Origin of the sequence: Extensimonas soli, assembly GCF_029211265.1 — a bacterium.
GTDB lineage: Bacteria > Pseudomonadota > Gammaproteobacteria > Burkholderiales > Burkholderiaceae_C > Extensimonas > Extensimonas soli.
Genome location: NZ_JARGEL010000010.1, coordinates 1 through 13,813 on the forward strand (window position 1 = coordinate 1; position 13,813 = coordinate 13,813).

The following is a 13,813-nucleotide window of genomic DNA, read 5'->3' on the forward strand; positions in this document are numbered from 1 at the left end:
GCCGAAGATGTAGACTTATCCACAATCCAGACAGCCATTTGACCGTCAATTCAGTGGCTCAATTTTGGTTCGGAAGCCGGCTCACTTTGTTTCTGGAATCAACACTCAGAGGTCGCGGCGCTGGTGGCTGATGCCATCGACGGCTTGCACCACATCCTGCAAGGCTGCGAAAGCGGCCACACGACCAAGAAAGTTTGTGCGGCGCTGCCAGGATTCTTGGTGATAGCCGCTGATGTGAGGCCACGAGACGGAAATGCCAGCAATGATGATGTAGTAGAGACCGGCGAATCGCCTAAGTCTGATGCTGGTGAAGAGGTCAACCAGGTGATTGACATGGCCGAGTGCCTAAATTGGATCGGGAACACCATCGACGCGCACCTCAACAGTCAAGTACCCCCCCGGCGAGCGCCTGAGAAGCACTGACAGCAGCAAAGGTGGGAAGGTTGCTTAGCTCCATCAACTGAAGAAACAGTCCAATCAAGCACGCTAACGTCCAGCTACAGCCACGAAACCGATATGGTTAGAAAGATGGCCGGACAGAAAAAAAGCCACCTTTCTGTGGCTTTTTTTCTTCTAAATCAATGACTTAGAAAATATTTTTGGCGGAGAGGGTGGGATTCGAACCCACGGTACGCTTGCACGTACGCCTGATTTCGAGTCAGGTACATTCGACCACTCTGCCACCTCTCCTTGGTGTCGAAGCGCGCAATTCTAGCAAACTGTCTCAAGCATCTGGCGCGAGGCGGGTTTGGCCGCCCAGGTAGGGGCGCAGGGCTTCGGGGATGGTTACGCTGCCGTCGGCTTGCTGGTAGTTTTCGAGCACTGCGACGAGGGTGCGGCCTACGGCGAGGCCCGAGCCGTTGAGCGTGTGCACGAGTTCGTTTTTGCCCTGAGCGTTTTTGAAGCGGGCTTGCAGGCGGCGTGCCTGGAAGGCTTCGCAATTGCTCACCGAGCTGATTTCGCGGAATGTATTTTGGCCGGGCAACCACACCTCGAGGTCGTAAGTTTTTGCGGCACCAAAGCCCAGGTCGCCGGTGCACAGGCTCATGACGCGGTAGTGCAGGCCCAGGCGCTGCAGCACGGCCTCGGCGTGGTGCGTCATGGCTTCGAGCGTTTCGTAGCTTTTTTCGGGGTGCACGATCTGCACGAGCTCGACCTTGTCGAACTGGTGCTGGCGGATCATGCCGCGCGTGTCGCGCCCGTGGCTGCCGGCTTCGGAGCGAAAGCAGGGGGTGTGCGCGGTGAGTTTGCGTGGCAGTTCGCTCTCAAGGAGCACGGTGTCGCGCACGAAATTGGTGAGCGGCACTTCACTCGTGGGAATGAGGTAGAGCGCAGCCTGTTCGGGCGCAGGCTCGGCGTCCTGCCCACCTTTTTGCACGGCAAACAGGTCGCCTGCGAACTTGGGCAACTGGCCTGTGCCCAAGAGCGACTCGGCGTTGACGACGTAGGGCACGTAGCATTCGGTGTAGCCATGTTCGCCGGTTTGCAGGTCGAGCATGAACTGCGCGAGCGCGCGGTGCAGGCGCGCGATCGGGCCTTGCATGACGGAAAAGCGCGCGCCCGAGAGTTTGGCGCCGGTTTCGAAGTCGAGCCCCAGCGGCGTGCCGACATCGACGTGGTCTTTGGGTGTGAAGTCGAACTGCGGCGGCGTGCCCCAGCGGCGCACTTCGACGTTGGCGCTTTCGTCCGCACCCACGGGCACGCTTGCATGCGGCAGGTTGGGCACGGCGAGCAGCAGCGCGTGCAGCTCGGCCTGGATTTGTTCGAGCCGCGCGGCGGAATGCTCTAGCTCATCTTTGAGTTGGGCGACCTCGGCCATGAGTGCGTCGGCGTTTTCGCCCCGCGCCTTGCACTGGCCGATCTGCTTGGAAAGGCTGTTGCGACGCGCCTGCAGCGCCTCGGTGTGCGCTTGCAGCGTCTTGCGCTCGGCTTCGAGCACCTGGAAGGCCGCGACGTCGAGGAAGGGCTGGGGGTTTTTGCGGGTTTCGAGCCGTGCGATGACGCTGGGCAGGTCTTTGCGAAGGAGGAGGAGGTCGAGCATGCGCGGGATTTTAGGTCGCCGCGGGAATGCGCCGCGGGAACGATTCGTGCATACACTCCACGGCGCGGTCGCAGCGGTGCCTGAAGTGTCCAAGGGTTCTCCCGATTCAGAAGCGCGGCCGTTTTTCGTGTGCTGCTCAGAGCGCCCGCGGTGGTGAGCAGCTTGGCTGAGGTGTGCCGCACATGGAAAGTTATCTGCTCGATTGGGCCAATCTGCTGCTGCGCTGGTTGCACGTGGTCACGGCGATCGCCTGGATAGGGTCGTCGTTTTATTTCGTGTTTCTCGACAGCAGCCTCACGCCGCCGCAGGACGAGGACTTGCGCCGCCAGGGCGTGAGCGGCGAGCTCTGGGCTGTGCACGGCGGGGGTTTTTACCACCCGATGAAGTTCAGCGTCGCGCCGCCGCAGCTGCCCGCACATCTGCATTGGTTTTTTTGGGAGAGTTACAGCACCTGGCTCAGCGGCTTTGCGCTCTTCACGGTGTCTTACCTGTGGAATGCGAGCACCTACCTGATCGACAAGTCACGCATGGACTGGCCGCCGGCGCTGGCAGTGGCGGTGGCGTTGGGCTTTCTGGTGGCGTTCTGGCTGTTGTATGACGCCGTGTGCCGCATCTGGGGGCAACGCCCGCGTGGCGACGCCATCGTCGGGGCGCTCGTGCTCGTGCTCGTCGCGGCGGCGGCCTGGCTGGCCTGCCATTGGTTTGCCGGGCGCGCGGCCTTTTTGCTCGTGGGCGCGATGCTGGCCACGAGCATGAGCGCAAACGTGTTTTTCTGGATCATCCCGGGCCAGCGCAAGATGGTGGCGGCGCTGCGCGCGGGGCAACCGGTCGATCCGCTGCACGGGCTGCGCGGCAAGCAGCGCAGCGTGCACAACACGTATTTCACGCTGCCGGTGGTGTTTGCGATGCTCAGCGGGCACTACAGCTTCACCTGGAGCCATCCGCAGAACTGGCTCGTGCTCGTGCTCATGATGTTTGCGGGCGCGAGCATTCGCCAGTTTTTCGTACTGCGCCATGGCTACAAGCTCGGGCGCAACCGCCATCCGCTGCCGTATGCGCTGGTGGGCGTGGCGGTGCTCGCGGCCCTGTTGTGGTGGTTGCGGCCGCAGACATCGGATGGTCTTGTTTCGATAGCTGCTAGCGCAGGTGTATCAAGCGCTGGGGGCCAAAATGATGCTGAAAAAGTGCAGGCCATCGTGCAGCAGCGCTGCGTGTCCTGCCACGGCGCGCAGGTGCAGATGAAAGGCTTGCGTTTGGACGTGCCCGAAAACCTGCGCCGGCACGCGCAGGCGATCTACCAGCAGGTGGCGGTGGAAAAGCGCATGCCCATGAACAATGCCACGCAGATGACCGAGGCCGAGCGCGCGCTCATCGCGCAGTGGTACACGGCGGACGTAGCCGGCGGCGCGGCAGGTGGCGATGCGGCTACGCGCGCGCGGCCGTGAGCGCGGGCGCGGGCGCGGCGGCCGACGTGGGCTTGCGCGGCAGGCCCAGGCCCGCCAGGTACACGTCGAGCGTGGCGCTGCCGGCTTGCACGAGGTCGAAGCCCGCCGGGTCGAGCAGCCACTGGTTGACCAGCCCTTCGAGCAGCACCTGCAGCCCGAGCACGGCGGTATCGAGCGGCACGAGCGGTGTGACGGCGCGCACCGCGAAGGCTTTGGCGAGCGTCTGGCGGTTGCGCTGCAGGCACTCGGCGTGCACGCTCAGGTGGCGCGACTGCACGGCGCCGAGCTCGTCGACGTATTCGACCTTGTGCGTGGCGATCTGCAGCACGCGGCGCGTCTGCGCGTCGGTGGCGATCAGGTGCAGCACCTCGAGCATCACGGCGTGCAGTTCGGCCACGGGGTCTTGGGCTTGCACGAGCTGCTCGTGCGCGAGCATTTGCTCCAGCGGCAGGCTCACGCGCTCCATCATGGCGTTGACGAGGTCGGCCTTGTCCTTGAAGTGCCAGTAGATCGCGCCGCGCGTGGCGTGCGCGGCCACGGCGATGTCGTTGAGCGAGGTGCGCGAAACGCCACGCGCCTGAAACAGTTGTTCGGCAGCATCGAGCAGGCTCTCCCGCGTGGCCTGCGCGTCGGCCTTGGTGCGTCTAGCCATCAAAAAACCCTCCACAGTGCGTGCCGATCGGGCGAATATACATACATTCGCGGATGTATATATACTGCGCCGCTTCATGACGCGACCAGGCGCCTGAACAGGTGCTCACTTGGCATGTGGGATGCATGGCCTGGAATCGCAATGTCTTCCCATTTTTGCCGTGCTCGCTGGGTTCGCTGGCGGGTGGGCGACCGTCTGAATTTTTGATCGAAGGAACACCATGCCTGCCTTGCGACACGCCGAGATTGTTCTTCCGTTTTCCTCCGCGACACCAGCGTGGCGTTTGCGCGTTGGGCTCATGGCAACGGCGGTGTGTGCCACCGCGCTGCTGAGCGCCTGCGGCAAGCCCGAGGCGCCAGCCGGTGCCGGTGCCGGTGCCCAGCGTCCGCCGCCCGAAGTGGGCGTGGTCACGGTGCAGCCCGGTGAAGTCGGCCTGGTGACCGAACTGCCTGGCCGCGTCGAGGCCTTCCGCATCGCGCAGGTGCGTGCGCGCGTGGCGGGCATCGTGCAAAAGCGGCTGTTTCGTGAAGGCAGCGACGTCAAGGCGGGCGAGCTGCTCTATGCCATCGACCCTGCGCCCTACCAGGCCGCGCTGCAAAGCGCCGAGGCCGCGCTCGCGCGTTCGCAGGCCAATGTGCTGCAAGCCACGGCGCTGGCCGAGCGCTACAAGCCGCTCGTGGCCGTGAATGCCGTGAGCAAGCAGGACTATGACAACGCCGCGGCGGCGCAAAAGCAGGCCGAGGCCGATGTGGCCGCGGGCAAGGCGGCCGTGCAGACCGCGCGCATCAACCTGGGCTACGCGAGCGTCACGGCGCCGATTTCGGGGCGCATCGGGCGCGCGCTCGTGACCGAAGGCGCGCTCGTGGGGCAGGGCGAGGCCACGCAACTGGCCGTGATCCAGCAGATCAACCCCGTGTACGTCAACTTCACGCAATCGGCCACCGAAGTCATGCAGCTGCGCAACGCCATGGCGGCGGGGCAGCTGCAGCGCGTGGGCAATGAAAACGCGGCGCGTGTGCGCATCGTGCTCGAAGACGGCAGCGAATACGCCCAGCCCGGCAAACTGCTGTTTTCGGACCTGACGGTGGACCAGGCCACGGGCCAGATCACCCTGCGCGCCGAGGTGCCCAACCCCAAGGGCGACTTGCTGCCAGGCCTGTACGTGCGCGTGCGCGTCGAGCAGGCGCAGTTGCCCAACGGCATCACGGTGCCGCAGCAGGCCGTCACGCGCACGCAGCAGGGCGACACGGTCACGGTGGTCGGTCCCGACGGCAAGCTCAGCCCACGCAAGGTCAAAGTCGGTGCGGCGCGCGGCAACCAGTGGGTGGTGCTCGACGGCCTCAAGGCGGGCGAGCAGGTCATGGTGGACGGCTTCCAGAAGTTGATGATGCTGCCGCCGGGCACCCCCGTGAAGGCTGTGCCCTGGCAAGCCGCCGCGGCGGGTGGCGCCGGGGCCAGCGCGGGCGCAGCCTCCGGCGCGCCGGCAGCGCCAAGCTCCTCCCCGGCCAATGCGGCCAGCGCTCCCGCTGCGGCTCGCCAGTGAGCGCCAGTCGCTAACCAAGAGGAGCGCTCTTCATGCCCAAGTTCTTCATTGACCGCCCGATTTTTGCCTGGGTGGTTGCCATTTTCATCATGGTGCTGGGTGGCGTGTCGATCACGCAGCTGCCCGTGGCGCAGTACCCCACGGTGGCGCCGCCGAGCATCGTGGTGTCATTTACCTACCCCGGTGCGTCCGCGCAGACGCTCGAAGACAGCGTGATCGCCGTGGTCGAGCGCGAGATGAACGGCGCCACCGGCCTCGCCTACATGGAGGCCGTGAGCCAGGCCGACGGCACGGGCACGCTGACGCTGAGTTTCGAGCCCGGCATCAACCCCGACATGGCGCAGGTGGACGTGCAAAACCGCCTCTCGCGCGCCACGCCGCGCCTGCCTGCGGCGGTGACCCAGCAGGGCGTGAAGGTGGACAAGTCGCGCTCGAACTTCCTGCAGTTCGCAATGCTTTCGTCCGATTCGCCGGACGTTACGCTTTATGACCTGACCGACTATGCGGCGCGCAACGTGGTGCCCGAGCTGCAGCGCGTGCCCGGCATCGGGCAGGTGCAGCTGTTCGGCGCGGAGCGCTCCATGCGCGTGTGGATAGACCCGGCAAAGATGCAGGGCTACAACGTCTCAACCGCCGACATCGCCGCCGCCATTCAGGCGCAGAACGCGCAGGTGTCTTCGGGCAGCCTGGGCAACCTGCCCAACCTGAAGGAGCAGACCATCACGGCCACCGTGGTGGTGCCAGGGCAACTCAGCTCGGTGGAGCAGTTCGGCAAGATCGTGCTGCGCGCCAACCCCGACGGCTCCGCGGTGCGGCTCAAGGACGTGGCGCGCATCGAACTCGGCGTCGAGGCCTACATGACTTCGGCGCGCCTCAACGGCAAGCCGGCCGCGGGCATTGGCATACAGCTCTCGCCCAGCGGCAACGCGCTCGCGTCGGCCAAGATGGTGCGCGCGCGGCTGCAGGAGCTGGAAAAGTATTTCCCCAAAGGGGTGCGCTGGAGCCTGCCCTACGACAGCTCCAAGTTCGTCTCGATCTCGATCGAGAAGGTGGTGCAAACGCTGTTTGAAGCCATCGTGCTGGTGTTCATCGTGATGTTCGTGTTCCTGCAGAACATCCGTTACACCTTGATTCCGACCATTGTCGTGCCGGTGGCGTTGCTGGGCACTTTCGGCGCTTTGCTGGCCATGGGCTTTTCGATCAACGTGCTGAGCATGTTCGGCATGGTGCTGGTGATCGGCATCGTGGTGGACGACGCCATCGTGGTGGTGGAAAACGTCGAGCGCATCATGAGCGAAGAGGGCCTGCCGCCGCGCGAGGCCACGCGCAAGGCCATGGGGCAGATCTCGGGCGCCGTGGTCGGCATCACCGTGGTGCTGGTGTCGGTGTTTTTGCCGCTGGCGTTCTTTGCGGGCTCTGTGGGCAACATCTACCGCCAGTTTTCGGCGGTGATGGCCGTGTCCATCGCTTTTTCGGCCTTTCTGGCGCTTTCGCTCACGCCGGCTTTGTGCGCCACGCTGCTCAAGCCCGTCGAGGCCGGGCACCACCACGAGAAAAAAGGCTTTTTCGGCTGGTTCAACCGCAGCTTCAACCGCAGCGCCAAGCGCTACGAAGGCTGGGTGGCCAAGCTCCTGCACCGCGGCGGCCGCATGATGATCGTCTATGTGGCCCTGGTGGCGGCCGCCGGCGTGCTCTACCTGCGTCTGCCCACTTCCTTCCTGCCCAATGAAGACCAGGGTTTCGCGCTCGTGAACATCCAGCTGCCGCCAGGCGCGGCGCTCAGCCGCACCGACGCCGTGGTGAAGCAGATCGAGGAGTTCATGCTCAAGCAGCCCGAGGTGGACAACATCGTGTCCGTGCAGGGCTTCAGCTTCTCGGGGCGTGGACAGAACGCCGGCCTTGCTTTTGTCACGCTCAAGGACTGGGCCGAGCGTCCAGGAGCCGAGCACAGCGTCGAAGCCATCGTGGGGCGCGCCATGGGGGCCTTCTCGAAGATTCGTGACGCCTTCATCTTCGTGCTGAGTCCGCCGCCGATTCCCGAACTCGGCACGAGCACGGGCTTTTCCTTCCGACTGCAGGACCGCGGCAGCAACGGCCACGATGCGCTCGTGAATGCGCGCAACCAGCTCCTGGGCATGGCCATGAAGAGCCCCGTGCTCACGGCCGTGCGCCCCGACGGCCTCGAAGACGCGCCGCAACTGCAGGTGGACATAGACCGCGACAAGGCGAGCGCGCAAGGGGTGAGCTTTGCGGCCATCAACAACGCCATTTCGGTGGCCTTCGGTTCGTCCTACATCAACGATTTTCCGAATGCCGGGCGCATGCAGCGTGTCGTCGTGCAGGCCGATGCGCCCGCGCGCATGCAGCCCAACGATATCCTCCAACTCACGGCCATTAACAGCCGGGGCAATCTGGTGCCGTTTTCCACCTTTGCCACGACGCGCTGGGTGACCGGGCCCATGCAGACGGTGCGCTACAACGGCTACCCCTCAATGCGCATCGCGGGCAACGCCGCGCCGGGCTACAGCACGGGGCAGGCCATGGCCGAGATGGAGCGCCTTGCATCACAGCTACCTGCGGGCTTCGGCTTCGAGTGGACGGGCCAGTCGCGCGAAGAAAAGATCGCCGGCTCGCAGGCCATCGTGCTCTATGCGTTTGCGATTCTGTCCGTGTTCCTGTGCCTGGCCGCGCTGTACGAGAGCTGGTCGATCCCGTTCTCGGTGATGCTGGTGGTGCCGCTGGGCGTGCTCGGCATGCTGCTGGCGGTGCTGTTGCGCAGCATGCCCAATGACGTGTATTTCCAGGTCGGCCTCGTGACCATCATCGGTCTGTCGGCGAAGAACGCGATTTTGATCATCGAGTTTGCGAAAGACTTGCAGGCCGAGGGCCGCAGCGTGTTCGACGCCGCGCTGCAGGCGGCGCACCTGCGCTTCCGGCCGATTTTGATGACCTCCATGGCCTTCATCCTCGGCGTGGTGCCGCTGGCCATCGCCACGGGCGCGAGCTCGGCCAGCCAGCGCGCGATCGGCACGGGGGTGATCGGCGGCATGATCACCGGCACCTTCCTGGCGATCTTTTTCGTGCCGATCTTCTTTGTCGTGGTGCGCAGCCTGTTCAAAGGCGAGCCGCGCTCTGGGCAGGCCGCTCCCGCAGCCACCGAAGAACACAAGGACCACTGAACCATGGCTTCGACCGTTTCCGTTCCTTCGCTGCGCTGGAGCGCGGCGCTGCTGGCCCTGGGGCTCAGCGCCTGCTCTTTGATTCCGACCTACGAGCGCCCTGCTGCGCCTGTGGCGCCGCAGTGGCCCAGCGTGCCTGGCGGCGCTCCAGCCCCCGTCGCCGACACGGCCAAGCCGCAGGCGGCGGACATCCGCTGGCAGGACTTCGTCAACGATGCGCGCCTGCGCTCCATCGTGGAATTGGCGCTTGCCAACAACCGTGACCTGCGCGTCGCTGCACTCACGATAGAGCAGGCGCGCGCGCAGTACCAGATCAACCGTGCGAACCAGCTGCCCACCGTCAGCGCGGGCCTGACGGGCAGCTACCAGCCCGGCGCCAACGGCAACATGGCGCACGCCTACACCGTGGGCCTGACCATGGCGAGCTGGGAGATCGACCTGTTCGGGCGCCTGCAAAGCCTCAAGGAAGCAGCGCTCGCGCAGTTCTTTGCCACGCAAGAGGCGCGCAGCGCGGTGCAGACCAGCTTGATTGCCTCGGTCGTGAGCACCTGGCTGAGCCTGCAGACCGATGACCAACTGCTCGCGCTGACCGAGCGCACGCTGGCCACGCGCGAAGAGTCGCTCAAGCTCATCCGCATGCGCTTCGAGCAGGGCGTGGCGTCGGAGCTCGACCTGCGCCAGGCCGAATCGCTCGCCGCCACGGCGCGCGCCACGCTCGCGCAGCAAAAACGCCAGCGCGCGCTCGACTTCAACGTGTTCACCCTGCTCGTGGGCCAGGGCGTACCCGAGTCTTTGCTCGACACGCAGCAAGGCGTGCAATTCGTCGATGTGCCCGCGGGCATGCCTTCCGATCTGCTCACGCGTCGCCCCGACATTCGCCAGGCCGAACAGCAGCTGATCGCGGCCAACGCCAACATCGGCGCGGCGCGCGCGGCCTTCTTTCCGCGCATTGCGCTCACGGCCTCCACGGGCAATGCGAGCAACCAGCTCTCCGACCTGTTCAGCGGCGGCACCTGGGTGTGGACGCAGGCCAACCAGACCTTGCTGACCGTCTTCGACGCCGGACGCAACCAGGCCGGGCTCGATTCCGCCCGCGCGGGCCGCGAGATTGCCGTGGCGCAGTACGAAAAAGCCATCCAGACGGCGTTCCGCGAGGTCTCCGACGCGCTCGCGGGCCGCGCGACGCTGGGCGACCAGGTGCAGGCGCTGCAGCAGCAGGTCGATGCGGCGCTGGTCAGCTACCGCCTGTCCGACCAGCGCTACCGCAGCGGCGTGGCCAGCTACCTCGAACTGCTCGACGCCCAGCGCACGCTGTTTGCGGCGCAGCAGGCGCTTGCGCAGACGCAGCTCGCGCAGCGGCAGAACCAGGTGCTGCTCTACAAGGCGCTGGGCGGCGGCTGGAGCGAGGGCGAAGCCTCGGTGGCGAAAAACTGAGCTTGCGCGCTGCGCTGCCTGCCGCTCAGGCAGCGCGTGCCAGTTCCGGTGCGGCCTGCGTTGCGGCGGGGCTGGTGTGCACGGCGATGCCGCTCGCGGCCAGCTTGGCCTCGTGCTTGGCCAGGGCGGCCAGGTTGGCCACGTCTTCGGCGCGGTGCAGCGCACCTGGCGTGATGCGTGCCACACCGATCGACAAGGTGGTGCAGGGAAAAAAGCGGCGCACGCCGTCGCGGTCTTCGGCGTGGATGCCGCCGGCCTTGCGCGCGGCCTCGTCGAACAGCAAGAGGGCCTCGCGGGCGAATTCCGCCACGAGGTTCTCGCAGCGCTGCAGCCAGTCGCTGCTTTGGAACAGCAGCACGAAGTCGTCGCCCCCCACATGCCCGACGAAATCGCGGCGCGGGTCGCAGTGCGCCGTAGCCAGCCGGGCCAGCAGACGGATCATCTGGTCGCCGCGCCAGTAGCCGTAATAGTCGTTGAAGGGCTTGAAGTGGTTCAGGTCGGCGTAGCCGGCCGTGAATTCGGTGCCGTTGTCGAGCAGGCGCTGTATGTGCAGGCTGATGGGGATGTTGCCGGGCAGGAAGGTCAAGGGATTGGCGTGGCGCGCGGCCTCGATGCGCGTTTCCGTGACGGCGCGCACCAACTGGGCGCCCGTGCCCAGGCCCAGGTAGCGGCCGTTGTCGGTCACGATGTAGCCGTCGTTGAGGTAGCGCTGGTCCTGCGAGGTGAGGATGCCCATGAGTTGCTCCACGTCGCAGTCGAGTTCGACCACGCGCGGCGACGGATTGGCGAATGCCAGGCAGGGTTTGCGGCCATGCACCTCGCGGAAGTAGAGCATGGCGTAGCGGTTCATGAACTGCAGGCGGTTGATCAGCGCCAGCGGGCGCGTGCCTTCGACCACGGGCAAGGCGTGCAGGGTTGGATGCGCATGGAACAGCGCAGCGACGGCGTCGTTGCTTGCGTCGGGGCTGACGGTCGGCGCCTGCACCATGGGGATGCTGCGCAGGATGCCAGGGCGGGCCGTTTGTCCAAGGTGGGGGAGTACGGCCACGTGCCGGTCTCGCAGCACGGCCAGCGCCGCATCCTCCAGGCAGGCACGCGGCGCTTGCACCGGGCGGCCCAGCAGCCAGCCCTGGCCGAACGGAATGTCCAGGTCGCGCAGGGCGTGCAGGTCTTCGCGGGTCTCTATGCCTTCGGCAATCAGCTGCGTGCCGAACATCTCGGCGATGCCTTTGATGGCCTGCAGCATCTGCAGCTTTTCCGGGTGCGCGCTGATGGCGTGGATGAAATGCTTGTCGATTTTCACGAAGTCGGGCTTGACCTCGGACCACAGGCGCAGGCTGGAGCGGCCGTCGCCGAAGTCGTCGAGCGCCAGGCGTATGCCGCAGGCGTGCACGGTTTTGACGGCTTCGCGCAGTGCGGCCATGTCGGCCACGCGCTCGTGTTCGGTGACTTCGAGCACCAGCATGCGCGCCTTGCTCCCCATGCTGCGCACCGCCTGCGCGAGCTTGGTGCCGAAAATGGACACGCCCAGCACCAGCGCATCGGCGCTGATGTTGACGAACAGGCGCCCCGGCGCAGTGCCGGCGGGGTGCGTGGCCGCCCAGTCGCGCAGCGCGGTGAAGATGCAAAACAGCTCGAAGTCGGCCAGGACTTGCTCGCGCTGCGCCTGCTCCAGCAGCGCAAGGGGCGAGTGCCAGACGGTATCCTGCGGGCCGCGAATCAAGGCCTCGTGGGCATACACCCCGCCAGTGCGCAAGTCGCCCAAGGGCTGGAACACGCACTGCAGCGCACCCGTGCGCACCAGACGCGCCAGCGTGCCCGTACCGTGGCGCAGCGCAGGGGAAAGCAGGGCCAGCATGGCCGCATGCCGAGCGGGCGGTGGTATGTGGGTCATGGGAGCGAGGGGCAGGGGCAGGGGCAGGGGCAGGGGCAGGGGCAGGGGCAGGACCATAATTGCTGCCGATGACGGGAATGTGGCAGCCCGCCAAACGCTATTGTTTTTGATGATTTTTTATGGGATTGAAAGTGCCACTTGTGCTTTTCCATAAAGCACAAGCAGCTACTGTTTTGATTGTAAAAATCCTTCTTTTTCGTGCGGACTTCGACCCGTCGGCCCGCAGCGAGGCGTGCCATGCCAGACCCAAGCGCCCCCTTGTCCCCACCGCTGCCTGACCCGCACACCCAGCCGCACGCCTTCCTGCGGGGATTGTTCGAGGCCGCGGTGCGCAGCGCTCAGCCCTTGCATGGGCTCGCGGCTGCCTTGCCCGCGCCGCCGCGCGGGCGCACGCTGGTGCTCGGCGCGGGCAAGGCTGCGGGCGCGATGGCGCAGGCGCTCGAGGCGCTGTGGCCGGCGGATGCGCCGCTGTCGGGCCTGGTCGTGACGCGCTACGGCCACATTCCGCCGCGATCCGCGGGACTGCCGCAGCGCATCGAAGTGACGGAGGCCGCGCACCCCGTGCCCGACGCCGCGAGCGAGGCGGCAGCGCAGCGCATGCTTGCGCTCGTGCAGGCAAGCCGCCTCACGGCCGACGACCTGGTGCTGTTCCTCGTCTCGGGCGGCGGCTCGGCGCTGCTCGCGCTGCCCGTGGAGGGGTTGACCTTGCAGGACAAGCAGCGCATCAGCCGCGCCTTGCTCGCAAGCGGCGCGAACATCGCCGAGATGAACTGCGTGCGCAAACACCTCTCGCGCATCAAGGGCGGGCGCCTCGCGCTTGCGTGCACACCGGCGCCGGTGTGCACGCTCGCGATCAGCGACGTGCCGGGCGACGACCCTGCCGTGATCGCGAGCGGCCCCACGGTGCCCGACGCGAGCAGCTGCGCCGAGGTGCTCGAGATCGTGCGGCGTTATGGCATCGCGCTGCCGCAGTCGCTGCGGCAAGGGCTGGAAAGCGGCGTGCTCGAGACGCCCAAGCCTGGCGCTGCGGCTTTTGCCAAAAACATCGTGCGCCTGATCGCCACGCCCTGGCAGGCGTTGCAGGCTGCGGCGCAGGCTGCGCGCGGCGCAGGGATCGCTGCGCACGTGCTCTCGGACGCGATCGAAGGCGAGTCGCGCGAAGTGGCCAAGGTGCACGCGGCGCTCGCGCGCAGCGTGGCGCAGCGCGGCGCGCCGTTTGCGGCGCCCTGCGTGCTCTTGTCGGGCGGCGAAACCACCGTGACGGTGCACCCGCGCGCTGCGGGCGATTTGCCGGGGCGCGGCGGGCGCGCGGGCGAGTTTTGCCTCGCACTCGCGCAGGCGCTGCAAGGCGCGCCGAACATCTGGGCGCTCGCGGCAGACACCGACGGCATAGACGGCAGCGAGAGCAACGCGGGCGCCTGGGTGGCGCCGGACACGCTCGCGCGCGCCGCACGCGCCGGCCTGCGCGTGGCCGAGCACCTTGCGCGCAACGATTCCTGGGGATTCTTTTCGGCCCTGGACGACTTGCTCGTGACCGGGCCGACCTACACCAACGTGAACGACTTTCGCGCGCTGCTGGTGCTCTGAGCGGCGTTCAAGTGTGCGCAAGTGCGCGCTGGAAGTGG

The 13,813-nt window shown here is 66.3% G+C and carries 9 protein-coding genes and 1 tRNA gene; 6 read left to right on the forward strand and 4 right to left on the reverse strand.

What is annotated here, in order from left to right; translation table 11 throughout:
- Positions 1 to 123: 123 nt before the first annotated feature.
- Positions 124 to 423: a hypothetical protein gene (locus tag PYV55_RS02625; RefSeq protein WP_275848994.1), complete on the forward strand. Its 300-nt coding sequence runs from the start codon at positions 124 to 126 to the stop codon at positions 421 to 423.
- 177 nt (positions 424 to 600) lie between these two features.
- Here PYV55_RS02625 and PYV55_RS02630 read toward each other — a convergent pair.
- Positions 601 to 690 (reverse strand) — tRNA-Ser (locus PYV55_RS02630).
- Positions 691 to 724: 34 nt separating this feature from the next.
- Positions 725 to 2,041, reverse strand: a complete 1,317-nt coding sequence (gene serS / locus PYV55_RS02635) for a serine--tRNA ligase (RefSeq protein WP_275848996.1) — start codon at positions 2,039 to 2,041, stop codon at positions 725 to 727.
- A 182-nt stretch (positions 2,042 to 2,223) separates the two neighbouring features.
- Here serS and PYV55_RS02640 point away from each other — a divergent pair, with 182 nt between their 5' ends.
- The gene (locus PYV55_RS02640) at positions 2,224 to 3,486 is read left to right on the forward strand and encodes a urate hydroxylase PuuD (RefSeq protein WP_275848998.1); all 1,263 of its coding nucleotides are present in this window, start codon (positions 2,224 to 2,226) and stop codon (positions 3,484 to 3,486) included.
- Here PYV55_RS02640 and PYV55_RS02645 read toward each other — a convergent pair.
- A complete protein-coding gene (locus tag PYV55_RS02645; protein ID WP_275849000.1) occupies positions 3,467 to 4,138 on the reverse strand; it encodes a TetR family transcriptional regulator in 672 nt (223 codons plus the stop codon). The genes PYV55_RS02640 and PYV55_RS02645 overlap by 20 nt on opposite strands.
- 220 nt (positions 4,139 to 4,358) lie before the next feature.
- On the opposite strand from PYV55_RS02645, the gene PYV55_RS02650 reads away from it, so the two are divergent.
- From PYV55_RS02650 to PYV55_RS02660, 3 genes are read left to right on the forward strand one after another with little or no spacing between them, the layout of a single operon-like run.
- A complete protein-coding gene (locus PYV55_RS02650; RefSeq protein ID WP_407066753.1) occupies positions 4,359 to 5,681 on the forward strand; it encodes an efflux RND transporter periplasmic adaptor subunit in 1,323 nt (440 codons plus the stop codon).
- 32 nt (positions 5,682 to 5,713) lie between these two features.
- Entirely contained in the window at positions 5,714 to 8,860 is a 3,147-nt protein-coding gene (locus PYV55_RS02655; RefSeq protein WP_275849001.1) for an efflux RND transporter permease subunit, read from the forward strand.
- A 3-nt stretch (positions 8,861 to 8,863) separates the two neighbouring features.
- Positions 8,864 to 10,294 (forward strand): efflux transporter outer membrane subunit, encoded by a 1,431-nt coding sequence (locus PYV55_RS02660; protein ID WP_275849003.1) that lies wholly within the window; start codon positions 8,864 to 8,866, stop codon positions 10,292 to 10,294.
- A gap of 25 nt (positions 10,295 to 10,319) precedes the next feature.
- Here PYV55_RS02660 and PYV55_RS02665 read toward each other — a convergent pair whose 3' ends face one another.
- Positions 10,320 to 12,188 (reverse strand): phosphodiesterase, encoded by a 1,869-nt coding sequence (locus PYV55_RS02665; RefSeq protein ID WP_275849004.1) that lies wholly within the window; start codon positions 12,186 to 12,188, stop codon positions 10,320 to 10,322.
- Positions 12,189 to 12,425: 237 nt separating this feature from the next.
- Here PYV55_RS02665 and PYV55_RS02670 point away from each other — a divergent pair, with 237 nt between their 5' ends.
- Positions 12,426 to 13,775 carry a glycerate kinase type-2 family protein gene (locus PYV55_RS02670; protein WP_275849006.1) on the forward strand — a complete coding sequence of 450 codons (1,350 nt, stop codon included), beginning with the start codon at positions 12,426 to 12,428 and terminating at the stop codon, positions 13,773 to 13,775.
- Positions 13,776 to 13,813 lie beyond the last annotated feature (38 nt).